Origin of the sequence: Paenibacillus sp. FSL F4-0236 (assembly GCF_038000135.1) — a bacterium.
Classification (GTDB): Bacteria; Bacillota; Bacilli; order Paenibacillales; family Paenibacillaceae; genus Paenibacillus_AQ.
The window spans coordinates 4,684,099-4,707,354 of record NZ_JBBOBK010000001.1 but is presented as its reverse complement, the minus strand read 5'-3'; the positions used below and the strand labels follow the sequence as shown (position 1 = coordinate 4,707,354).

The 23,256-nt window shown below is 45.0% G+C and carries 24 protein-coding genes; 7 read left to right on the top strand and 17 right to left on the bottom strand.

Annotation, left to right across the window (positions count from 1 at the left end):
• Nucleotides 1-86: 86 nt before the first annotated feature.
• The 4 genes from NSQ29_RS21090 (at nucleotide 87) to NSQ29_RS21075 (ending at nucleotide 1,905) form a co-directional block, all read left to right on the top strand.
• Nucleotides 87-593 carry a metallophosphoesterase family protein gene (locus tag NSQ29_RS21090; RefSeq protein ID WP_042185664.1) on the top strand — a complete coding sequence of 169 codons (507 nt, stop codon included), beginning with the start codon at nucleotides 87-89 and terminating at the stop codon, nucleotides 591-593.
• Nucleotides 594-693: 100 nt separating this feature from the next.
• Nucleotides 694-1,158: a GNAT family N-acetyltransferase gene (locus NSQ29_RS21085; RefSeq protein ID WP_341125994.1), complete on the top strand. Its 465-nt coding sequence runs from the start codon at nucleotides 694-696 to the stop codon at nucleotides 1,156-1,158.
• Nucleotides 1,159-1,194: 36 nt separating this feature from the next.
• On the top strand, nucleotides 1,195-1,749 hold the full coding sequence (locus tag NSQ29_RS21080) for an HAD family hydrolase (RefSeq protein ID WP_341125993.1): 555 nt from the start codon (nucleotides 1,195-1,197) through the stop codon (nucleotides 1,747-1,749).
• The gene (locus NSQ29_RS21075; RefSeq protein ID WP_341126799.1) at nucleotides 1,750-1,905 is read left to right on the top strand and encodes a hypothetical protein; all 156 of its coding nucleotides are present in this window, start codon (nucleotides 1,750-1,752) and stop codon (nucleotides 1,903-1,905) included. It begins immediately after the preceding gene.
• 73 nt (nucleotides 1,906-1,978) lie between these two features.
• On the opposite strand, the gene NSQ29_RS21070 is transcribed toward NSQ29_RS21075, so the two are convergent.
• The 3 genes from NSQ29_RS21070 to NSQ29_RS21060 all read right to left on the bottom strand — a co-directional run bounded on the left by NSQ29_RS21070 (nucleotide 1,979) and on the right by NSQ29_RS21060 (nucleotide 5,127).
• Nucleotides 1,979-2,830: an RCC1 domain-containing protein gene (locus tag NSQ29_RS21070; protein ID WP_340974667.1), complete on the bottom strand. Its 852-nt coding sequence runs from the start codon at nucleotides 2,828-2,830 to the stop codon at nucleotides 1,979-1,981.
• A gap of 77 nt (nucleotides 2,831-2,907) precedes the next feature.
• Entirely contained in the window at nucleotides 2,908-4,014 is a 1,107-nt protein-coding gene (locus NSQ29_RS21065) for an FAD:protein FMN transferase (RefSeq protein WP_340974668.1), read from the bottom strand.
• Between the two features lie 180 nt (nucleotides 4,015-4,194).
• Nucleotides 4,195-5,127 (bottom strand): glycosyltransferase family 2 protein, encoded by a 933-nt coding sequence (locus tag NSQ29_RS21060; protein ID WP_076284123.1) that lies wholly within the window; start codon nucleotides 5,125-5,127, stop codon nucleotides 4,195-4,197.
• A gap of 273 nt (nucleotides 5,128-5,400) precedes the next feature.
• Here NSQ29_RS21060 and NSQ29_RS21055 point away from each other — a divergent pair, with 273 nt between their 5' ends.
• On the top strand, nucleotides 5,401-6,123 hold the full coding sequence (locus tag NSQ29_RS21055; protein WP_076284124.1) for a DsbA family oxidoreductase: 723 nt from the start codon (nucleotides 5,401-5,403) through the stop codon (nucleotides 6,121-6,123).
• Nucleotides 6,124-6,264: 141 nt separating this feature from the next.
• Here the strand turns inward: NSQ29_RS21055 and NSQ29_RS21050 are convergent, their stop codons facing one another.
• The 10 genes from NSQ29_RS21050 to NSQ29_RS21005 all read right to left on the bottom strand — a co-directional run bounded on the left by NSQ29_RS21050 (nucleotide 6,265) and on the right by NSQ29_RS21005 (nucleotide 15,389).
• Entirely contained in the window at nucleotides 6,265-7,845 is a 1,581-nt protein-coding gene (locus NSQ29_RS21050; protein ID WP_076284125.1) for an oleate hydratase, read from the bottom strand.
• Nucleotides 7,846-8,001: 156 nt separating this feature from the next.
• On the bottom strand, nucleotides 8,002-8,571 hold the full coding sequence (locus NSQ29_RS21045; RefSeq protein ID WP_042125036.1) for a TetR-like C-terminal domain-containing protein: 570 nt from the start codon (nucleotides 8,569-8,571) through the stop codon (nucleotides 8,002-8,004).
• Between the two features lie 20 nt (nucleotides 8,572-8,591).
• Entirely contained in the window at nucleotides 8,592-8,987 is a 396-nt protein-coding gene (locus NSQ29_RS21040) for a hypothetical protein (protein ID WP_076284126.1), read from the bottom strand.
• A gap of 47 nt (nucleotides 8,988-9,034) precedes the next feature.
• Nucleotides 9,035-9,556: a hypothetical protein gene (locus tag NSQ29_RS21035; RefSeq protein WP_042185682.1), complete on the bottom strand. Its 522-nt coding sequence runs from the start codon at nucleotides 9,554-9,556 to the stop codon at nucleotides 9,035-9,037.
• Nucleotides 9,557-9,653: 97 nt separating this feature from the next.
• The gene (locus NSQ29_RS21030; protein WP_341125992.1) at nucleotides 9,654-10,073 is read right to left on the bottom strand and encodes a GNAT family N-acetyltransferase; all 420 of its coding nucleotides are present in this window, start codon (nucleotides 10,071-10,073) and stop codon (nucleotides 9,654-9,656) included.
• Between the two features lie 103 nt (nucleotides 10,074-10,176).
• Nucleotides 10,177-11,157 carry an RluA family pseudouridine synthase gene (locus tag NSQ29_RS21025; protein ID WP_341061382.1) on the bottom strand — a complete coding sequence of 327 codons (981 nt, stop codon included), beginning with the start codon at nucleotides 11,155-11,157 and terminating at the stop codon, nucleotides 10,177-10,179.
• A gap of 93 nt (nucleotides 11,158-11,250) precedes the next feature.
• Nucleotides 11,251-11,439 carry a CLC_0170 family protein gene (locus tag NSQ29_RS21020; RefSeq protein ID WP_149645127.1) on the bottom strand — a complete coding sequence of 63 codons (189 nt, stop codon included), beginning with the start codon at nucleotides 11,437-11,439 and terminating at the stop codon, nucleotides 11,251-11,253.
• Nucleotides 11,440-11,463: 24 nt separating this feature from the next.
• Nucleotides 11,464-12,687 (bottom strand): Ger(x)C family spore germination protein, encoded by a 1,224-nt coding sequence (locus tag NSQ29_RS21015; RefSeq protein WP_340974672.1) that lies wholly within the window; start codon nucleotides 12,685-12,687, stop codon nucleotides 11,464-11,466.
• Complete coding sequence (locus NSQ29_RS21010) at nucleotides 12,680-13,783, bottom strand: GerAB/ArcD/ProY family transporter (RefSeq protein ID WP_339269412.1); 1,104 nt, start codon at nucleotides 13,781-13,783, stop codon at nucleotides 12,680-12,682. Before NSQ29_RS21010 ends, NSQ29_RS21015 begins: the two co-directional genes overlap by 8 nt.
• Nucleotides 13,776-15,389, bottom strand: coding sequence for a spore germination protein (locus NSQ29_RS21005; RefSeq protein ID WP_341125991.1), 1,614 nt, complete (start codon nucleotides 15,387-15,389; stop codon nucleotides 13,776-13,778). The genes NSQ29_RS21010 and NSQ29_RS21005 overlap by 8 nt, the downstream gene beginning before the upstream one ends.
• A 170-nt stretch (nucleotides 15,390-15,559) precedes the next feature.
• Here NSQ29_RS21005 and recQ point away from each other — a divergent pair, with 170 nt between their 5' ends.
• Both recQ and NSQ29_RS20995 read left to right on the top strand, forming a co-directional pair.
• Nucleotides 15,560-17,395 (top strand): DNA helicase RecQ, encoded by a 1,836-nt coding sequence (gene recQ / locus NSQ29_RS21000; RefSeq protein WP_341125990.1) that lies wholly within the window; start codon nucleotides 15,560-15,562, stop codon nucleotides 17,393-17,395.
• Between the two features lie 16 nt (nucleotides 17,396-17,411).
• A complete protein-coding gene (locus tag NSQ29_RS20995) occupies nucleotides 17,412-19,319 on the top strand; it encodes a B12-binding domain-containing radical SAM protein (RefSeq protein ID WP_341126798.1) in 1,908 nt (635 codons plus the stop codon).
• Between the two features lie 315 nt (nucleotides 19,320-19,634).
• Here NSQ29_RS20995 and NSQ29_RS20990 read toward each other — a convergent pair whose 3' ends face one another.
• The 4 genes from NSQ29_RS20990 to NSQ29_RS20975 are packed head-to-tail and all read right to left on the bottom strand — an operon-like array spanning nucleotide 19,635 to nucleotide 23,186.
• Complete coding sequence (locus tag NSQ29_RS20990) at nucleotides 19,635-20,585, bottom strand: alpha/beta hydrolase (RefSeq protein ID WP_341125989.1); 951 nt, start codon at nucleotides 20,583-20,585, stop codon at nucleotides 19,635-19,637.
• Nucleotides 20,586-20,612: 27 nt separating this feature from the next.
• Entirely contained in the window at nucleotides 20,613-21,581 is a 969-nt protein-coding gene (locus NSQ29_RS20985; RefSeq protein WP_042185697.1) for a type I phosphomannose isomerase catalytic subunit, read from the bottom strand.
• Nucleotides 21,582-21,627: 46 nt separating this feature from the next.
• On the bottom strand, nucleotides 21,628-22,230 hold the full coding sequence (locus NSQ29_RS20980; RefSeq protein ID WP_339269423.1) for a class I SAM-dependent methyltransferase: 603 nt from the start codon (nucleotides 22,228-22,230) through the stop codon (nucleotides 21,628-21,630).
• A complete protein-coding gene (locus NSQ29_RS20975) occupies nucleotides 22,230-23,186 on the bottom strand; it encodes a TIGR01212 family radical SAM protein (protein WP_076286344.1) in 957 nt (318 codons plus the stop codon). The genes NSQ29_RS20980 and NSQ29_RS20975 overlap by 1 nt, the downstream gene beginning before the upstream one ends.
• Between the last annotated feature and the right edge of the window lie 70 nt (nucleotides 23,187-23,256).

Here is a 23,256-nt window from a genome sequence, read left to right as displayed (position 1 = left end):
AGCAAATCGTACAATTATTTGAATATTAGATTTATGAATAAGTATGATAACCAAAGTTGAGGATGATAGATTAGGAGCTGAGATTTATGAAAGTAGGAGTCGTATCTGATACACATATGTCAAGAATGGCTAAGTCTCTGCCAAAGGCGTTGATTGCAGAGTTTCAAAATGTGGATTTAATCTTGCATCTCGGTGATTGGGTGAGTATGGGAATCTATGATTTACTGTCAGAACTAGCACCGGTAGAAGGGATTGCCGGAAATAATGATGGCGATGAGATCATTGCGCGTTTCGGAGAGCGCAAGATCATTACCCTTGAAGGAATCCGGATTGGCATGGTACATGGACATACGCCACATTCCCGTAAAGGAACGGATGGGAACGCACTGCTTGCTTTTGCGAATGATGAGGTGGATTGTATTCTCTTTGGTCATTCACATCAGCCCTTGCTAAGAGAGGAGAATGGTATCCTGCTATTTAATCCAGGTTCTCCTACAGATAAGCGGCGTGAGAAATTGTATTCTTTCGGAATATTAGATATCGAGGCGGGTAAGGTTAGTGCCCGGCATGTGTTCTACGATTCAAAGGAATAAGGCTCAATTGTCCAAATCATTCGGCGTTCTCTCCATGGTGAACGGCTCGGTAACCATTTACAATGAGGTTAAAACGGGCGAAGCCGGAAAGTGAGCGCTGATGATGAACAATTATCGGATAGAACGAGTGGTTCTGGATGATTTAGAACGGCTCATCCCATTATTTGATGAGTATCGAGTATTTTATAGAGCAGCCTCAGATCGGGAAGGTGCACGCGTCTTCTTAGCCGACAGACTAAAGCTGAATGAATCTGTGATCCTTATGGTGGTTGAGGGGGAAGGCGATGAGAAACGCGCGTGGGGCTTCACACAGCTCTATCCTTCTTTTTCATCGGTTACGATGGAGCGCCTCTGGATACTGAATGATTTGTTCGTTACTGCAGAAATCCGAGGGCAAGGGCTAGGTGCTATGCTGCTGGAAAGTGCTAGAGATTATGCGGTCTCTACGAATACGAAGGGCTTATCCCTGACAACGATGACAGAGAATGTGGGGGCGCAGCGGTTATATGAAGCGCATGGCTACATTCGGGATGATGAATTTTTTACCTATAACCTTTTTTTCTAAAGCAGCTAGAGAGAAAGACGAGTAAGGGGCGTTAAAGTGGAAACAAGTCATAAGTTGGCAATCTTTTTTGACCTCGATGATACGTTGTATGATCATCTGGTACCATTTAAAGAAGCGGTACGGGAAGTGCTCAGCCCAGATGAGAGTAGTCTGGACTTTGCTGAATTATTTTATAAAGTGAGACATCATAGCGATGTGTTGTGGCCGATGTATTTGCGCGGTGAGATTCCGCTTGAAGAGACGAGGGTGCGCCGTTTGGAGCTTGCTTTTGCCGAGTATGGTTTGCAGATTGATCGTGATCAAGCCACAGCGGTTCAAGCAGCATATATTGGACGTCAATATACGATTCAGATGATTGATGGCGTGCGTGAGCATCTTGAACGATTTATTGCGGATGGTCATAAGGTAGGCATTATTACGAATGGACCGAAGGATCATCAGATGAGCAAGATTCGTGGACTAGGCTTAGATCAGATTATTCCCGAGGACATGATCTTTATTTCTGATGCTGTAGGACTTGCTAAACCAGACCCGGAAATATTCATACATGTAAACCAAAAGACGGGTACTTTAGCGGACAATTCGCTATAAATAGGGGATACTTGGGCTAACGATGTAGTTGGAGCACTTGCGGCTGGATGGAAGGTTTGCTGGTACAATCCGAGAGGCAGACAACCGGCTACGGATCATAAGCCTAGTTATATTTTTACTAATTATAAGGAATTTGGCGAGCTTCCTCTTGTGTGAGAGAACAAGTCCTCCAAAGATATTAGAAAGCCATGCGAGAGAAACCTGCGCATGGCTTTCATTACTTTTATAACTAATTTTCGGGTAGTTGAATGCCGCGCCACCCGCTTACATCGCATTGTCCATGTTCGTTATTACCCACAGCAACCACCGTACCGTCCGATTTAAGACCGATGGTATGAGTGCAACCTGCCGTTACCGCCACTATATCGCGCCAGTCACTTATATTGCATTCGCCGTGCTTATTCCAACCCACAGCAACCGCTGTACCGTCTGATTTAAGACCGATGGTATGATGACTACCTGCCGCTATAGCCACAATATTATGCCAGCCGCTTACATCGCATTGGCCTTCGTGATTTCGACCCGCAGCAATCACCGTACCGTCCGATTTAAGACCGATGGTATGAAGGTAACCCGCCGCTATAGCTACTATGTCATGCCAATCACTTACATTGCGTTGGCCATACCGATTATTACCCACAATTGTCACCGTGCTGTCCGTTTTAAGCCCGACGGTATGCCAATCACCCGCTGCAACTGCTACTATATCACGCCAGTCGTTTACATTGCATTGGCCTTCATTATTTCGACCCACAGCAACTACCGTGCCATCCGATTTAAGTCCGACGGTACGACGCCAACCCGCGGCTACCGCCACAATATCAGCCCAGCCGCTTACATCGCATTGGTCATACTTATTCCAACCCACAGCCGTCACCGTACCATCTGATTTAAGCCCGATGGTATGAGCATTACCGGTATGAGCATTACCCGCCGCAACCGCTATCATATCGCACCAGTCACTTACATCACATTGGCCATATTTATTATCACCTACAGCCGTCACCGTGCCGTCTGATTTAAGGAGGGCGGTATGACGATAGCCCGCCGCTATGGAAGGTAGGGGTTTCACAAGGTTCATAAATCTCGCTCCTTCTATCCAAAAAAAGCTTGCTCCCTAGAAAGCCAGCTTCGGCTCAATGGGGCAAGCTTTTTCGTTTACTCTGCGAAGCTGTACGTTGGATCTGTCAGGTTCATTCTTTCTTTTATGCCTTTGGTGGCATAGATTTTGTTGTCGTCGGTAATAAAGAAAGCTTCAACATCATCAGGTAAAGCTTCAAGATATTTCATGCCCTCCTCGATTCCCATCAGGAATACCCCAGTGGATAAGGCATCCGCATCTGTTGCATTCGGGCTCATAATGGTAAGGCTTTTGAGACCGTTCTGTGAGGGATATCCTGTGCGTGGATCAAGGATATGATGATAACGAACATTATCCTGCATAAAATACCGTTCGTAAACACCAGAAGCATCGATGACCTCATCTGAGATTTTAATGGTTCCTAGCTGTGTGCCACGGCTTTGATCTGGATCCTGCAATCCGATATTCCATTCCGTTCCGTTTGGCTTCTTACCGAGAGCAATAATACTGCTGCCTCCGAGGTTAATCATAGCGCTATTTAGACCTTGCTCTTTCAAATAATCAGCGATACGGTCAGCGGCATAACCTTTACCAATGCCGCCCAGATCTAGCACCATATTTTCCTTCATCAGCTTTACAGTTTTCGCAGCTTCATCAATTTCAACATCCTTGTAATTGGTTAGGCTCTTCGCTTTATCAATTTCAGCTTGGGGAGGGACCTTATCTCCACCGCTACCGATATTCCAAAGATCGATTAACGGACCGATTGTAGGATCAAATAGCCCGTCCATTTCCTTTGCGTATTGTATGGATTGTTTAATTACATCCAGGGTCTCGTCAGAAACAACAACCGCTTCTTTTCCTGCTGCCTGATTGACTGCGTAAGTCTCTCCACCTTCTTTGGTGCGGCTAAGCTCCATATCCATTCGCTCCAGCATCTGCTGGATATCATCCATATTTTTCTGTTCTACTGTAGCACCGAACACTTTGATATTCACAACAGTGTCATAAATATAAAAGGTTTGAGAGAGAGACTTTTCCTCTCCTTTTCCGGATGTTGTTGCGCTACCCGTAGTTCCCGCTGTTTTATCGTCCTTATCCTTAGTAATTAGCCAAGCACCGACAGCTATGAGGGCGATGACGATTACAACGAGGATCAGCGTCGTTTTTTTGTTCTTGAACATATTCCACCATCCATAAAGTTAGTTTCTAAAACAAAACACATTATTTATATCATACCCCAGATAACAAGTTGATGGAAATTAATTTCATGACACATTTAGGGATATAATCGGGCGACATAGAAAAAAGCCCCGAATCCTGATTCGGAGCGGTGCTACAGATTTAGAAGTAAACGATGCTACTTAATCGAGCATATATTCACTATATTTATTCTTGCGAGGATTTAATACGAAGAGGATACCCTTGGCATATCCGCTAACAGCTTTGAAATTCCGTTTTAGAGTTGCTTTAGCCGTCAGACAAGTCAGTGTCCAGATCAAGGCAGCATAATTCATAAAAGGAGCTTTACGCAAGTTGAGCAGATAGTAGTGGTTGATGGCGGTAGCATGTGCTACAACGCCTGCCTTATCGCGAGAGCCTGGCGACTCATGATGGATGATTTTCATCGCGGGATTAATCACAAGCTTGCCATAGCGGCTAGCCAAATGAGACAAATAAATATCTTCGGCTATGGAATAGCTTGTCATCCATGGATAGGGTTTAATATCACGTAGTGCCGAGCGCCGGAAGGACATATTGCAGCCGTGAAAAAAATCAGTTTCAAATACATGCTTCTTCTCTCCCCAAAGGAATTGCGAGCCTGCAAACATACTTGCCGACAATCTGCCTGGTGATCCGGACATTTGTCCGGTTAGCATACCGAATAGCCTGCTTGGCATGCTACTATGTATGCCTTTGGCTACACCACCTACACCAACTATGGAATCATCGGCTGCATAAGTATCTAGCAGTCGTCGAATATATAAGGAGTCATCTAACTCTGCATCGTCATCTAAGTTAAGCATAATTTCTGCGTGGATCAGTCCTAGCGCTTCGTAACGGGAAAGCCAGAGACCAGGCTTAGTTTTGCGATGATAATGCAGTTTAGCCTGCGGTAATCCAGTTAGTATTTCACGATAATATGCTAATCTGTCCTCAGGGATCTCACCGTCGTCCACAATCCATAGCTCGATGGTGATGTCCTCAAGCTGTGTCTGCTTGCCAATAGACTCTATGCACACCGTAAGGTCTTCAATTCGGTTACGGGTAGGAATCACTATAGATAGATCATACATTTCTTGAATCTCCCTTCAGGACTTCTTTCTTCCGCTAATCTGAATGTAGTCTTCCGGCGAAATGGTTACCTTGATTCTATCGTTCCTGAAGAAGAGCGTATATACCACTTTCGTATACTTTTAGTTGGGATTCAGGTCTAAAGAGATTTTTTGAAAATAAAAGTTAAGTTTGTATTTTTCGGTTTTTAACTATATAATAGTAAGCGACGAATATTTAGTTATCAATCTTATTCAGCAGTTACAAATGAACAATAATATTAGGAGGTATTTTTCATGAGAATAGATATTTGGTCCGATTATGCGTGTCCATTTTGTTATATTGGTAAAAGACGTTTGGAGAATGCGCTGAGTCAGTTCCCGAACAGAGATCAAGTAGAGGTGGTATTCCGTAGTTTTCAACTGGATCCACATGCGAAAGTGAATGAGACTAAGAGTATTCATGAGATGCTGGCTTCCAAATACGGTATGACGATTGAGAAAGCAAAAGCAATGAACGCACAGCTAGCTGAGCAAGCACAAGATGTGGGGTTGAATTTTCAATTCGATACGATGAAGCATACGAATACTTTCGATAGTCATCGCCTGAGTCACTTTGCAAGCTCAAAAGGAAAAGGTGCAGAAATGTCCGAACGTTTGCTACGTGCCTACTTTACGGATTCATTGAATCTTGGAGACCGCAGTGTACTTGCTACACTTGCTGCCGAGGTAGGGCTGGATCAGGCAGAAGTTGCGGAAATGCTGGAGACAGATGCTTACACAGCTGAAGTGAACGGCGATATCGAGGAAGGAAGCCGTCTTAATATTACCGGTGTACCATTCTTCGTGTTCAATAATAAATATGCGTTATCCGGTGCACAGCCAGGACCTGTATTTACAGAGGTGTTGGATACTGTGTGGGCGGAGGAGCAAGCAGGGCCAACGCTGCAGGTGGTTGGCAATGGAAAATCCGAAGTATCCACGGATGATGGCTGCGCAGATGGATCTTGCAATATATAAAGTTCGTATAGTGTGGAGAAGAAGAGATGGAGAAGTATCCATTTCTTCTTTTTTTAATTCCGAAACTCTGCTCTGTTTTACACACTAAAAAGACAAGCGCCCCCGAATCTATACGGGAGCGCTTGTCTTTTTATGATGTGTTTATCTAAAAGAAGTGATAAAGCTTGTGAACAAGGTGCGGACATCGTACTGATGTTGATTGATTGGCTCGATAGGCCGGTTAATGCCGAGCAATGTGTATACTGCAGTTCTTGCTGCTCGGATAGAGTATTCTTCCGTGAATACAACATCATCTGGAATTTCGCAATATTGGCCAACGAAGGCAAGGTTAGTGGAGCCTTCAGGAACTACTTTAGGTCGGTCACTATTTAATCTAGGCATGAATTGTGAAGTGATATAAGGCATCATACATGGAATACAATTAGCAGTTGCCATGATCTCGTCCTTATGTTCTTCGAAATGAAGATGACCGATTAATTCTTCCATGATTTCTTCACCGGTACATTCGCTCATTTTCTTCTTCACGAAGTCTCCTACGTTGTCAGGGTACAAACCGTAACCCCAGAATACTTTTACATGCTCTGGTTGATTGCGGAAATGCGGTTGGAAAGCTAATACAACGGACATTAACCAGCTCGAATCTTTAAAGGTAACCAATGCGCCAGTACCTGCACGATTACGAGTGAATTTCTCCATAAGATCGAAGAATTTGGAATCTTGGAAGGTTACGGTAAAGGACTCCCATTTTGAACCATCGATATGATCATCAAAGGAGGATGGGTTGCCGAGACCTGGTTTTTTGGCAGCGATGTTCTCCCATAACTTCCATGAGCTACCCTTCCCATTGAGACGTGGGGCAGAGGTCATGGATCCAAGGCTCGATCCTTCAGTCATGGAGCCGTTCGTGACGATTACGATATCGTCTTCGCTTATGTTAATAACGTCTGGGACACCTTGGCGCAGGACGTTCATTTGGGTTACGGTAATGCCATCTCCGTCTTTGAACTGCAGGTCAGTTACTGTACATTTCAATGTAAAGTCTACACCAAAGCCTTCGAGATATTTGTGCATAGGTAAGATGATGGAATCATACTGGTTATATGGAGTACGGGTTACGCCTTCCAGTGTTTGAATTCTTGGGAACTCATGAACGAAGCGAATCATATATCGTTTAAGCTCTACCGCGCTATGCCAAGGTTGGAAGGCGAAAGTAGTAGCCCACATATACCAGAAGTTCGTGGTGAAAAAGTGTGGACCAAACCAGTCGTTAATCCGAGCTTTCCCCATTTTTTCTTCCGGTGTAATAATTAATTTACCCATCGCAAGCCGGTCAGCCATATCAAAGCCCATGGATAATACATCTTCCACCTCACCGTTGCGGTTAACGAGTCTAGCGTTAGCATGTGTTGGATTGGCGGTATCGAATTCTATAATCTCTTCTCTAACGGATTTCTCAGGATGGTCGAGGGAGGGAATCGACATGAGTAGATCCCATGTATTCTCATAGGTCTCATCGTTGAGCATCCGGCCACCGCGAATGACATAACCGTGCTCAGCGTCACCTGCGCCGTCGTTGCTGCCACCGAGAATCTTCATCTCTTCAATAATGTGAATGTTCTGTCCCGGAAAGTCACAGTCTCTGACCAGGTAAGCCGCGCCCGCTAAGGATGCAATTCCGCCACCGACAAAATAAACCTGTTTATTACCGTACTCTTTTTTCACAATGGTCGCCTCCAAGTTGTTGTTGAAATAATCACATTCTTAATGTAAACCAACTCCAATTTCGAAGGTATAATCAATCCTTTTAGAGTGTATGGATTTTAGTCATTACGGTCTATGTGTCTAGTTTTTAGACAAAAAAACCGCTGAACCCAAAGGTTACAACGGTTTGTTCTCATATTTGTGCAAAGCTTTTAGAAAATTCCCCTCAATGAGTACACTTAGCTTCTCGATAATGTGATCCGGATGCTCCTTCATCCCGTCTCTCATCCACTGAATGACAAGGCCTGTGAAGGCCAGTGTATAGAAGTTAGCAATGAAATGTTTATCTTCGTGGCTAACCTCCATCCCGGCGGACAGTTCGTTTATGACACCCATAATGAGATCATTCGTCACTTCGTATAGATACGCATCCAGATGATTTCTGCCCAGTGAGTTCAAGGTGTTGCAGCAAAAGGTTTTATTTCGTTCGATATAGCAGAAGATTCTATAAAAACCGTCCGTCCACGTACTGTAGCTACGATACTGGGCGATGCTCTCTACAGCCTCAGTCTTATAGATCCAACCGAGTAAATCAAATATATCTTGAAAATGATAATAGAAAGTTTGTCGATTTAGTCCGCAATGGTCCACGAGCTGTTTGACTGTAATTTTATTGAGCGACGTATGTTCCATTAGTTCTTTTAGAGAATGGGACAATGCATTTTTGGTTAGAAAAGAATTGGACAACGATCGATCATCTCCTCCGTTCAAGCTTTCGGCCACTGCTTAACCAGCAGACGAATTGCTTCCGCCAATAAACCGAGTGCAAATCCTCCACATGTAAAAAAGAAAAAAGCTAGGAATCCCGCGAGATCCTCCCAACCGGACATCTCTCTATAGGTGTAGCTTAGCATAATTACTGAACCGATGATTATTCCTGTTGTAGTGATTAACCAGAGTAGACGAGCTCCGAACCACGCTAAGACGTTAACGATACCAGATACAATAATGGAAAAGAGTGCGAAGCGCAGCAAGAGTGTGACATCTAATGTATGAGCCATCATAACGAATCTGTGCAGAATGAAAAGCAACCACAGAAAAACACCATAAACAGCCATCCAGATAAACCAACGGTTACTTTTGGTAGCAGGCAGGAATTTCATTTCTGGCTCACCTCTTTTTCCAAAGTACGAACGGTGTGCAGTAGGGATTATACGGAGAAAGATTCCAGTTCTTCTACACTTTGCAGAAGATGATTCAGCAGGTTCGGAATGTCCTCCATTTGCTCCTCCGTGATTTGCCTTTTGAATCGCAGCTCGATGCAGTTGTTGTAGGTTTCACCTTCTTGACCATAAATGAAGCTTAAAGACTGCACGGGCTGGAATTCAGGCCCCCAGATCGCTTTGAGAATACTCTCGATCGCCTGACATTCAGCAGGGATATCTTCGATCTCCATATAAAAACGTAACGAAAGATTGCAACCGGGATCCGTGTTAGGCACTTCCAGTATTTCATCGCTAAGATCTTTCACAGATGAAGTAAGAAAGACTTCGGCGGTTACGCTCCTGCCAGCCGTCAATTGGAAGGAAAGGCTAAATTCTCTGGACATCAATGCCATATTCAGAAGGTCGGAACGATCCGTAACTACTAGAATTCCGTCCAAATTATCGTAATCGTAGATTTGGTTCTCAAAAGCAATTTTAATATTATCGAAGACAGTAGGATGGAACAATAATGGCACCTTCTTTTGTTTATTAGTATTGTAACATGATCTAAATAGAAGTGAAAAAGATGCCCAGGGACCATATGGACCGGGCATCTTTCGCTTGTTACTCCATGACCTTGAACATGCCCGTCATACCCGGGGCATGATTCTGAAAGCCGTATCGTTCGTAAAAGGTATCATTCCCATGTGATGCGAAAAGTCCGACGAACGCGCCAGAAAAACAATGAGATCGAATATAGTGTATTAGCTGCTCAATAATGACATTACCAATGCCTTGGCCCTGAAATTCGGGAAGCACGGCTACGTCCTGGATATAGAAATACATATGACCATCGCCGACGATCCGCCCCATACCGATAACCTTGTCTTCCTGTACAACGACCATACCATACACCGAATGAGCCAGAGAGGCTGCGCTCATTTCCGTATTCACGTTCCCCCAACCGACAGCTTCCCATAAGGAGGCATGCTCCTCAGTCGTGGGTAAACGTTCAATACATTCATAATGATGTGCTGTTGTCATAGCTAATCACCCATTCTTTGTTAAGTTATTGTAGCGATTGTAGTGTAGTAAGCTCCACTGTAATCAGCCCCCTTAGGATGAATGGGTATTCACTGTGATCTTGTTAGTTCGTAGGTGCAGGTGCGGTATATTTCAGGAATGTCTTCGGAATCGGGCTTTCGAAGGTCATTAACTCTCCTGTAGTAGGATGAATAAAAGAAAGTACACGAGCATGCAGACCGAGACGGCCTACCGTTTTGGTCTCTGCACCATACTTCTTGTCTCCTGCGATCGGATGGCCGATATCTGCCATATGAACACGAATCTGATTTTTGCGTCCAGTTTCAAGCTTTACCTCAAGCAACGAGAAGTGGCGGTTCGCCTGAATGAGCTTATAATGTGTGATCGCATGTAGACCATCGCCTTCATGAGGACTGGAGTACATTTTCAGGGTAGAGGTTTCTTTTAGCCAAGAGCTCACTGTACCTTCAGGTCTTTTAACGGCGCCTTCAACTAGAGCTACGTAAGAACGTTCTTTCACGGTATCCTTCCATGTAGTTTGCAGTGCTTGCTGGATCCGTTCGCTTTTGGCAAACATCATTACCCCAGACGTATCGCGGTCCAAGCGGTGCACGACAAAAATTCGATTCTTAGGATTGCTGATGCGGACATGCTCCATAAGCTGGCGGTAAGCTGTTAATTCATTTTCTTCCGCAGTGGCAATCGACAGCAGTCCAGCATCCTTCTGAATAATGATTAGATCATCATCTTCATGGACGATGGTGAGTCCGATCATTTCCGCTACTTGTACAGGCTTCTCTTGATCAATCGTCACAGTTTGACCCGGATGCAATTGAAAATTATGCTGTGTGACTACTTTGCCATTCACTGCTACTTGTCCACGCGAGAGGATAGATTTAATAGCATTTCGTCCACGGCCTGTGATATGGATGAGTAAGAAGGGTAACAGCTCAGAAGGTTCATTTACTGTAAAAGACTTGGGCGCTGCGGGTGCTTTAGCTTTATGATTAAGCTTGCCATTTGGCTTGCTGTGGGAACGAGTACCTCTTTTGGCTGTTTCTTTAGGATTTCTTCTTGTGTTCATGACTGCATTCTCCGTCCTTTAATATTGTACTCCTCAATATACCATGGGCGGTTAAGAAATACTATGTGAAGGGCAGCAAGAAACGAATTCGATTTATAGATAGAATAGCTGAGCTAGTCCTATCAGCAGGAATAAGCTGAAATATATCCAACCGATCACATTAGCGTATTTCTTTTCCCGGTGCATAGCATTGACTGCATATATTTTAGTATCCACAGTAAGCAACAGAACACTGGAGATCAGCAGCGCAACAATTACGTAGGTTAGCTGGTGATAGAGCATAGTAGAGCCTCCTATAAACGTCATTTAATTTTGTTTAAGACCTACTCTGTCGATGTGAGTTTTCAACTTAACTTCAATACTGAGATTGGAATACTGCTGCTCCCAGTCATGTTTGTCACGAACATGTGCTTTCCAGTAGGAGGGAGCATATGCACGAATATATTCACCCATGCCAAAGACATCGGAATGTGCTTGTTGAGTTTCTTCAATAAGGTGGTTGAAAATACCGATCACTCTCTTTTGAAAGATATCTTCAATCTTTTCTAAAGAACGGCTGGAATCGATAGGGATATTACTACGTAAATGCTCATCTAGAGCCGCCTCTAAAGAGAGGTTATAGGTGATGTGAGGTTTGCCCTCTTTGAATTGAACTTTCACCCTCGTGAACCGGTCGTTGACCTTGAGCATCACCGGACCGAATTCATCAGCATAAAAAAGATCGGAGTATCCCCCGGGATTAATGCCCTTCATGGACATATATGCTCCAATCTCAATCGGAATCGTCGAACCGACCATCACTCCACCACTAAAGTAAGCTAGGCCTTTAATCATGATATTGTCTTCCTGATGTAATGAGACGTAAGGCAGATAACCACTTTCGCCCCATTTGGAATCTGCTGACCAGAATACACCTATATAATCAGCGGGAAATTTCCCCGATGTCACTGCTTTTTCCATGGTGGAGAGGATGTAAAGGGTCGGCACTCGCTGCAGTGGAGGATTAATATTCATGAATTTGGCAGCTTCCCCTTCGGATACTAGCAGCCAGGTCCGGCGACGAACTTCTGGATTTCGCCGCAAATAATCATTTAAGTCGTCCATGCTTTTTCTTGCTATGTCCTCACTAATAATAATTACTCGTAAATGAATTAGATAACGTGGATCAGAAATTTGCTGCTGCAAATTGTTCATGGCGTCATCTAATGTGTACCCGTATACTTCTACGACCCATACTGGATTTTGATTCCCGCCTCCGCCTTCACCCCCACTGCCTGGTCCGAGTGGAACTCTTCCCGGAACCGCAATTTGGGCGGTTACACGAATTTGGGGTAGGTTAATATTTGCGCTTTTAAGATGAGTGGTTTGGTCATCATTTGTTTTGCTGTCTGGAGGGACGGAATCAATGGATAACCCTAGCACCAATGCACGATCTTCAATTTCGAGCTGGTCCCAGCAACCTGCGAGCAATCCAGACAGGAGTGAGAGAATAAAAATAAGAACTACACGCTTATAAATTTTTTCATTCATGAGAAATGGCTCCTTTATTTCGGATTAAAGAGACTAACCATAATAAAAGAGGATAGAAGGTCAAAAAAATCAAACCGATTATCGCTGTAATGCTAGCAAATGAATAGACCTGAAATATGTTTCTCGGCAAAAGTGAAAAAGTGAAGATAAGTGGAAGTAAGAAACTGGATATTAGGCGGTGATCCTTGTGCCGCAGCACTTGTTGCAGAGAGTATGCGGCTAAGTAGTAGTTCGTAAAAATGGTAGTGAATATAGAAATCACCCAAATTATTATAAAAAGAGCATCAAACCGTTCTAATAGTCCTGCGCCGATGGATATGGAGCGAGCTGCTTCTAGGGTTGGATAGGACAGTAATTTGGTTTCCTGAGCTCCAAACATGCCTAGAGTGACCCACACGATCATTACATAAATGAATCCAATGATACCAAGCGCAACAGTGCCTGCTTTAAGGATCTGTTGAGGTTTTTTCATTAGAGGAACCAGCAGGATGATGACAAGTGTGCCTTGATAAAGGCCAGCGGATGTAATTGTTCCTTTGGAAAAGCTTGAAAAGGTGGTGTAATTTCCGGTGAGGGGTAGCAGGTTCAGAACATCAACATTTCTCATAGCTACCAATATAATTGCGATAACGGATAATAGAATAAAGGGTAAATAAAAAACATGTACATAAGTGAATTTTACAATATTTCTACGGATTGATAAGGCAACCAGTAGGAGCATTAAGAGAATTACTGCTTCGATTGGTGTCTTTTTAAAGACAACCGCAACACATACTTCTCCGAATTGGCGCATGGTGATCCCGGCAGAGAAAGCAAAAAACAAAGTAATAAGCATGGAGAAAATATCTGCGAGCCAAGTTCCGAGAAGGCGGCGGCTGAATACGAACAACGTTTCGTTAGGGAATTTTCGGCAGACAACAGCTGTAAACCAGCAACCCAAAAAAGCAACAGGTACGCCAGAAGCAGTTACGAGCGGTGCACCACTGTCTCCGGCTTCAGCCATATAACGAGGAATACTTAAGATTCCTATTCCTATAATCGTACTGATGATTACAGCCATGACTTGGATCGTTGTTATGGGGCGGTTACTATTCATCAGCTTCACTTTTCTCCTTAAAAATCAGATCGGTATGCATTTTGGGGATATCCTTCGCAAGAAGGTCAGGATCAGGTGTATTGAGAAAGCTTGGGCGACTTCGCATCCACCATAAAGGTACCCGAACGATACTATCCTTGAGGTCTTTCCAAATCGTAGGCACAAAGGGTGTCATGTAGGGAACGCCAAAGGATTCCAGGAATAATAAGTGGTTAACAATAACAATAGTGCCAAGCATTACTCCGTACAGGCCAAAGCAGCCTGCCAATATGATCAATGGAAATCTAAGCATTCTTGAAGAGATAGCAGCATTGTAAGCGGGTGTGGCAAAAGACCCTATAGTCGTTATAGCAACAACAACTACGGTAGTGGGACTCGCCAGACCTGCTGCTACGGCTGCCTGACCAATGACAAGCACACCTACAATAGAAAGAGCCCCGCCAATCATTTGCGGTAGGCGAATGGTTGCTTCGCGCAGCACCTCCATGAAGACTTCCATAATCAGAACTTCCAATACGGCTGGAAAGGGTACGCCAGCTCTTGCACCAGTTATTGCTACGGCGAACTCTGTCGGCAATAGCTCAGGATTGAAAGAGATAATGGATACATATAAGGCTGGGAAGAAAAGGGAAAATAATAATGCGATCAGGCGGATCATTCTTAGGAGGCTTCCTACAACAAAACGTTCTGTATAGTCATCCATCGTCTGAAAGAACTGATTGAAAAGCGCCGGGACGATGAGGCAGAATGGTGAGCCATCTACAAGGATGATGACTCGTCCTTCTAATAAAGAGGCTATAGATTTATCCGGACGTTCGGTTGGCTGAACCTGTGGAAACGGGGAAAGGGGATGATCTTCTATGAATTGCTCGATATACCCCGCATCAAGGATGCCGTCTACATTTATTGCTGATAATCGCTTCATCACCTTTTGAACTAGCCCTGGATCGGCTATTCCTTCGATATAACAAACAGATACTTTTGAGCGCGTCCGTACGCCAAGAGGGGCAGTTACTACACGAAAATCCGGTGTTTGTAGTCGATAGCGAAGCAAAGAGATATTGGATTCTAAATTCTCTATAAACCCATCACGCGAACCGCGTATGACTTGTTCAGTTTGAGGTTGCTCAATGCTACGATGCTCAATTTTACGCAGATTGAAGTAAAGTGCCTGATCCATTCCATCTATGATTAGAACTACATTTCCCTCCAGCAAGATAGAGGCTAGAGTATTTAGATCCTTAGTACGGTTACCTTGTGTTACTTGTACCGTCATACTCCAGATGTAATCAGGTAAATCCTTTAGATCTTTTGGAATTTCTGAGAGATCAGAGGAAACATTCATTAATGGCTTTAAAACATAGTTCTGAATCTGATTCTGGTCCACCACAGAAGAAAAAAAGATAATAGCCGCATCATGTCTACCGTACACCTTGAAGTTACGGACTATAAGATCGCTGTCTTCTCCAAAGACTTGTTGAATGAAGCTTATATTGCTCTCCAGGCTGGAATCCAGTGGCTTTACCGGACGATTGTCCTGGGCAGAGGACTCTTTGCGTGCAGGCTTATGTTTAAAAGAGGTATATTTTTGTTTCCAATTTTGCACGGTCGCTCCACCCTTCTATGAAATCTCTCTTCTTAAAGCTTGGCTTAAAAGAAGGCCTTTTATGTAAATATTTCAAAGGAAGAACATGGTGACCATAGTTAAGGAGTGTTGCTCAATACACTTTTGACCGCTAAACTAAAGATAGAAACGCTTAAGGGGTTATGAGAGATATGATGATGCAAGCACCTACTATTGAACAGGCGCAGGCTGAGCTGCAAAAATATTACGGTTATCCGGATTTTCGGGATGGTCAGAAGAAGATTGTTCAGAACTTGCTGGAAGGTCGCGACACACTCGGTATTCTTCCTACGGGAGGTGGGAAATCGATTTGCTATCAAGTTCCCGCACTGCTGCTTCCTGGGCTGACACTGGTGATCTCACCATTGATCTCTCTGATGAAGGATCAGGTCGATGCGTTAACCACGGCAGGTATTCCGGCAGCCTTTATTAATAGCACGTTAAGCGGGAAAGAAGTAAATGAGCGGATTCGAGCTGCCCGTCGCGGAGATTTGAAGCTGCTTTATGTTGCGCCCGAAAGGCTAGAGCTGGACTGGTTCCGTATGGAGATGGCTGAGCTGGCGATTTCCTGTGTGGCTGTGGATGAGGCGCACTGTGTATCTCAGTGGGGACATGATTTCCGTACAAGCTATTTGTCGGTATCGCCTTTTGTGAACGAGCTGCCAGAACGGCCGATCTTGGCTGCATTTACAGCGACGGCAACACCAGAGGTCATGGAGGATATGGTTCGGCTGCTGCGTCTGCGCGAGCCGGGTATTTTCATGACTGGACTTGGAAGAGATAATCTAGCGATGTCTGTGCTACGTGGAGAGAATAAGCGGGAATTCGTCATGGATTACACCGCAACGCATTCTCATCAGCCGGGTATTGTTTATGCGGCTACACGCAAAGAAGTGGATGATCTATATCAAAGGCTGCAGGCTTCAGGAATAGCGGCAGGCCGCTATCACGCAGGTATGAATGATCAGGAGCGGGCAGATAGCCAGGAAGGCTTCCTATATGATGATATCCGGGTCATGGTGGCCACCAACGCTTTTGGGATGGGGATTGATAAATCCAATGTCCGGTACGTAATTCATTATAATATGCCAAAAAATATGGAAGCTTATGTTCAGGAAGCGGGCCGTGCTGGACGTGACGGGGAGCCGAGTGAATGTATTTTGCTTTTTAGCGCACAGGATATTATGACGCAAAAGTTCCTGATCGAGCAGAATCCGCAGGATACGGACCGTAAAGCTAACGAATATCGCAAGCTTCAGCAAATGATTGATTATTGTTATACTACCCGCTGCTTGCGCAGTGCCCAGCTGGATTATTTCGGTGAGGAGCATGAGGACAAGTTATGCGGCATTTGCAGCTCATGTACAGATGAACGAGAGCTTGTAGATATGACCGTAGATGCGCAGAAGATATTCTCCTGCATTCACCGCATGCGGGAACGTTATGGAGTTGCGTTGGTGGCTTCTGTGCTGAAAGGCTCTCGCAATCAGAAGGTGATGCAATATGGTTTTGACAAGCTGCCAACGCATGGGGCGATGTCGAGCCGGACAGAGAAGGAGATCTCAGAGAGCATCAATGTACTCATCTCTGAGGGATATCTTGCTTTGTCTGAAGGACAATACCCCGTAGTGCGGCTCCAGCCTCTGGCTGCTGAGGTACTGCGCGGACAGCGTGAGGTCATGCAGCGAGTAGCGCGGCCATCACGAGCAGGTGCGGCATCTGGTACGCGAGTTCGTAGTCGCGGGCATGACCTGTCACCTTCGGCAGTCAATGAGACCGTCTTTGAGCAGCTGCGTCTGATCCGGCGAGAGTTGGCGGGACGTGAGCATGTGCCCTCATATATTATTTTTAATGATGCCACGCTGCGTGAGATGAGTGTGGTTTGCCCACAGACCGAAGCGGAAATGCTGAGGGTAAAGGGTGTCGGGGAAGTGAAATACCGGAAGTATGGTAAGGCATTCCTAGAGTTTTTTCAAAATGAAATGTAGAAAAGGTCGTGTAGCATTGAAAATCGTTCTGACCACGCTAAACGCAAAATATATCCATACCTCACTGGCGATTCGTTTGCTTAAAGCTTACAGTGAGCATGAATTTAAAGATATTCATTTGGTGGAGTACACTATTAAAGATCCCGTGATGAATATCGTGTCCGACTTGTTTCAGAAACGGCCAGATGTGATTGGCTTCTCCTGTTATATCTGGAATATCGAAGAGACGCTCAAGCTGATCGGAATTCTTAAGCAAGTGATGCCTGAGGTTACGATTGTTCTGGGAGGACCGGAAGTCTCTTATGAGCCGCTGCATTGGATGAAGAGAGAAGCTGGCATTGATTTCATCGTCAATGGAGATGGAGAAGAGACGTTCCATCATCTGCTGCAGGAGCTGAGAGACGACCGGAAATTTCATTTTGTGTACGGAGCTGCTTATCGTAAGGGAGAGGAGATCATTGTAAATCCACCTCGTCCCAAAAGCGATCTAAATACGCTGCCTACACCGCATCGTTTTCCAGAGGATATTCCAGATCTGAGCAAACGTATTGTTTATTTTGAGACGAGTCGTGGGTGCCCGTTTAACTGTCAATTTTGTTTATCCAGTATTGAGGTAGGCGTACGTTACTATGATATTGAACGAGTAAAGTCTGATTTACTCTACTTAATAGAAAATGGCGCCAAAATCATTAAATTCTTGGACCGTACCTTCAATATCAACCGCAACTATGCAATGGAAATGTTTCAATTCCTGATCGATAATCATCAAGGCTGTGTGTTCCAGTTTGAAATCACAGCAGATATCATGCGGCCAGAAGTTCTGGATTTCCTGTCGAATAATGCGCCTCCGGGCATCTTTAGATTTGAGATTGGTGTACAGTCTACAAATGATGAGACGAACGAGCTTGTTAAACGCCGCCAGAATTTCAAGAAGCTCTCTCGTACGGTAATGAAGATTAAGGAAAGTCGTAATATCGATCAGCATCTGGATTTAATCGCAGGGCTTCCAATGGAGGATTACACCACCTTCCGCAAAACCTTTAACGATGTATTCGTTATGGAGCCAGAAGAGCTGCAGCTTGGATTCCTCAAAATGCTTCGCGGGACGGGTCTGCGTGCACAGGCGGCAAAATATGAGTATACGTATATGGAACATGCCCCTTACGAAATTCTTAGCAGTCATATGATGACCTTCTCGGATATTATTCGTTTGAAGCGGCTTGAGGATGTGCTGGAGAAATACTGGAACAGCCACCGGATGGACCATACAGCCAAATACTTGATCCGTCACGTGTTTGATTCACCATTTGATTTCTTTCAGGAGTTCGGTGACTACTGGGAGGAGAGAGGCTGGCAAAAGATTGGGCATCAGCTAGAAGATCTCTTTACCCGTTTGCAGTCCTTCTTGATAGATCGTGGGACTCCATCTATGGATATTATTACTGGGCTAATGAAGCTTGATTATTTCCTAGGACACAAGTATAAGCCTCGCAAAATCTGGTGGGATTTCGTACTGGATAAGTCAGATTGGTCGAGTTACTTGAGGGATATCGCTGCTAATCCGGGTCAAATCTCTGCGCAGTTGGCACAAGCGGGACTCAGTGAAAGAGAGCTGCAAAAATATACGGTGCTTGAAGTGCTGCCGTTCTCGCTTGAAGCGGTGCTGGAATCCATCAGCGGTCTACGGGCGGATGGGGGTTCAGAGGAAGAGGAAGCAGACAATGCTAACGACGGGGCTGTACCTTCTCCTGAGTCATTAATACAGGGAGTTACAGAAAGTAGTTTAGAAGAGTCTGTCCAAACTACAAGCTCTGCTGTAGCCGTAGCTGAATCACCTTCCGTTCGAGAAGGTCGTACACTGCTAATCGTAATGTATCAGCAGAACGAGAGCCAACGCGCTCAGTATTATACGCTGCCTTTGTAATAAGGCGATTGTGTTGGGAGGAAAGACCGTTCCTTTGGGGGCGGTCTTTTTTTGTTACATACGCAAACGTCTTCTGAATTCGCAAGCGCTGTGTTTCAGTTACGCCTAAAGTGGCGCAAGAGGTTGTATTGGTTTCGTTTGCGAACATTCTGCTGAAGCTGGTAAGTTTACGCTCCCCACGTTTTTTTGATTTTAGAAACTTTCTGCTCAAAGAAGGGGAGCGTCTACAACAAGTGCCAATGTTTATCTAATCAAAAATAAGGGGTGTCCCAACTAGCCATTTCACGGCTTTTGGGGCACCCCTGTTTTGTACTTTTAAGCTGTAGTCGTAACCTCAGAAGGGAGATGCTGTTCTAACCAGTTAAGCACATCGGCTGTAACTTGATCCCGGTTCACCTCATTAAGCATTTCATGCCTGCCACCTGGATAGAGCCGATACTCTACGTCCGATATCCCTCGTTTCTTGTACAGCTCCGCAAGACGAGGAATGCCTTGGCCGCTCATCCCTACAGGATCCTTATCCCCACCAAATATATAAATGGGCTTACTTGTACATAATGTTCTAAGTGATTCCTCGGAATGGATCTCCCTTAGGAGGTGGAAAAAACCACGGAAAAAGCGTGTTGTACAAATGGCTCCGCAGAATGGATCGGCAATGTACTTATCAACTTCCGCATCATCGCTGCTCAGCCAGTCATATGCAGTTCTTACAGGAGAAAAAGCACGGTTGTAACTGCCGAATACTAAGCTGTTCAGTAGTACACTTCGGTGATGTTCACCCTTTAACTTGAGCTGTGCACTAGCCAGAGATTCTCCAAGGCGCAGCATACCGCGAGGACCATTTGTACCGCTTAGGATAAATCCTTCATAGATTTCGTTACCCTCTTCACACATCAGCTTTTGAGCCAGAAAGGAACCCATACTATGAGCGAATAGAAAGATGGGCTTACCTTCATGTTTGGAGAGTGCTTTGGCTGCTACCTGGAGCAGATTGCGTCGCATCCAATAGAATCCGTCCTCCCCAACATCGCCAAGCAGATCGACTTGACCAGCGGTTTTACCATGTCCCCGGTGGTCATTGACATATACTGCATAACCTACTCCGGTTAATGCTTCCGCAAAACGAGCATAGCGGATAGCTGTTTCACACATACCGTGAGAAATTTGCACGATTCCTCTAACTGGCACATCGGATTCAGGTAACCATTCATAGACATGGATATTTACACCTATGGGATCCGTTATGGTAAAGCTATTTTCCTTCATGGTCCATTCCTCCTAAAGGTTCTCGACTTATGGTAAATAAGAGCGAAGCACAGTAGAATGACCTTCGATAGCGTAACGGCCGAGACTGGAAGGAATCAGATAGCATTCTCCTGCAGCATAAGGTTGGGAGCCGCCATCCCAAGTAAGATGTCCGCTGCCTTCACAGATGACTAGAATAGTGAAGCTGTCTTCTGTAGTGGTGAGGTCCCATGAACCATTTACGATTCCTTTTTCTACGATAAAATATGGCGAAGCGGCAAGTTGCAGCCACTCTCCAGGGACTGCGTTATCTGTCTTCATCGAAGTAGCCCCGGCGCCTTCATAAGCTGTAACATTAAGTGAATCTTCAATATGAAGCTCACGTGGTTTTCCGTCCAGGCCTGGACGGTCATAGTCATAAATGCGGTATGTAGTGTCGGAATTTTGCTGGATCTCTGCTACAACGACACCAGCGCATAACGCATGAACGGTTCCGGCTGGAATATAGAAGGAGTCTCCTGCAGAGACAGATACTTCTTGAAGGCTATCCATAACGGTGCCTTTCTCCAGTGCTTCGCGCAATGTTTCACGGTCCACGCCTTCTTTAAGACCATAGATGATTTTGGCACCTGGCTTAGCGTCTAACACGTACCACATCTCTGTTTTACCCAGTTCACCTTGTGGCAATCCCTCATAATCATCTGTAGGGTGGACTTGAACGGAAAGATTGTCGTTGCAATCCAGCAATTTGATTAGTAGAGGAAATCTTCCACCCGTTTCTGAAATCCCTTTGCTTCCGAACCATTCATGGCCGAACTGCTCACGAATTTGATCTAAGCCTTGACCGGCTAACTCTCCGTTTACCACCGAAGACGTTCCATTCGCGTGATCGGCGATCATCCAGCCTTCGCCAATATGTCCTTCAGGTAGATCTAGGCCGAATTTCTCCAGCGCGCGGCCTCCCCAGACACGTTCTTTAAACTCCGGTTGAAATTTCAAAGGATATGGTTGAGTCATTGCTACATCTTCCTTCCCAAAAATAAAATAGTTTGATGCTTACAGTTTAAGAGGGGATTCCTTTTTTCTTTTCGAGCGCAATCATATAAGGTGAATCCGTGCGCTGCAGCTGACGATAAACAATGCTTTGTGCTACCTTTTGGGAAACAACTGCTGCCCAAGATTCAACGGCAGCGGCTTCTTTATCTCCACCTGCATGGCCGGGATAAAGAACTGCCGTAATGATCCCACCTGGACGCAGTAACTGGAGAGAAGCTTCCAAGGCTGCAATGGAGCTGTCCGGCTGAGTAATGATGTTCTTGTCGGCATCTCCTGAAGGCAAGTAGCCTAGATTGAACATTACAGCTCCAACGGTGCCATGCCAGTTCGCTGGAACAGCTTCAGCCATTTCGGCGTGACTACGTTCCAGCAAGGTGACGGTGGCGAGCGAGGGAGCTTCCTCTCTTGCAAGCCGCAGGCGCTCTTCAGCCAGCCTCAGTGCTGCAGCTTGAATGTCAAAGCCGTAGACTTCACCGCGAGCTCCGGTTGCTTTGGCTAGAAAAAGCGTATCAGCACCAGTACCTACTGTGGCATCAATCGCACGATCACCTAAAGTTAACCGCTCAGAGATTAATTTATGAGCAAAGCTTAAAACGGACATAAAGCCCATTAGCTCTTCCTCCAATACTTACCCTGCCAAGTATCACGAGCAACTAGCTCATCGTCAATGGCATTTAGCACTTCCCATTTCTTGAGGCTCCACATCGGTCCGATTAAGATATCCCGAGGAGCGTCTCCAGTCAAGCGATGTACAATCATTTCAGGGGGCAAAATTTCGAGTGAATCGGCAATGAGCTTCACATACTCGTCCTGTTCCATGAATCGTAGCAATCCAGCTTCGTATTGCTTCACCATGGGTGTTTTACGCATGAGATGCAGAAGGTGAATCTTAATTCCTTGCACATCCATGCGAGCCACAGCAGATACCGTTTCAAGCATCATTTCATGCGTCTCCTGTGGGAGACCGTGAATGATATGGGTGCAGACACGAATGCCATGACGCCGCAACTTCTCAACAGCATCTACATAACACTGGCTATCGTGAGCCCGGTTAATTAGCTCAGAGGTGGAGTCGTGTATAGTCTGGAGACCCATCTCTACCCACAGATACGTGCGCTCGTTTAGCTCGGCCAAATATTCGACAACATCATCCGGCAAACAGTCAGGCCGTGTAGCAATAGATAGTCCAACGACACCTGGCTGCTGTAGAATCACTTCGAAATATTCTCTAAGCTCTTCGACCGGAGCGTACGTATTCGTATAGGCCTGAAAATATCCGATGTATTTAGCGTTTGGCCATTTTAGATGCTGCTTGTCACGGATATTATTAAATTGGGTGACGAGATCATCTCGGCGACTTCCCGCAAAATCACCAGAACCTCTGGCACTGCAAAAAGTACAACCACCTTTAGCGATGGAGCCGTCACGGTTGGGACAGGTAAAGCCTGCATCAAGCATAACTTTGAATACCTTGGTGTTCAAATGTTCACGCATTTCGTAATTCCAGGTATGAAAACGTTTATCTCCCCAAAGCTGCGGAGGAGTAGTGTATTGAAGATTAGACACGAGGAGCTCCTTTCTGAAAATATAAACATAGATAAGTATCCTTATCCTTATATTTTTCTGAGACGGATGG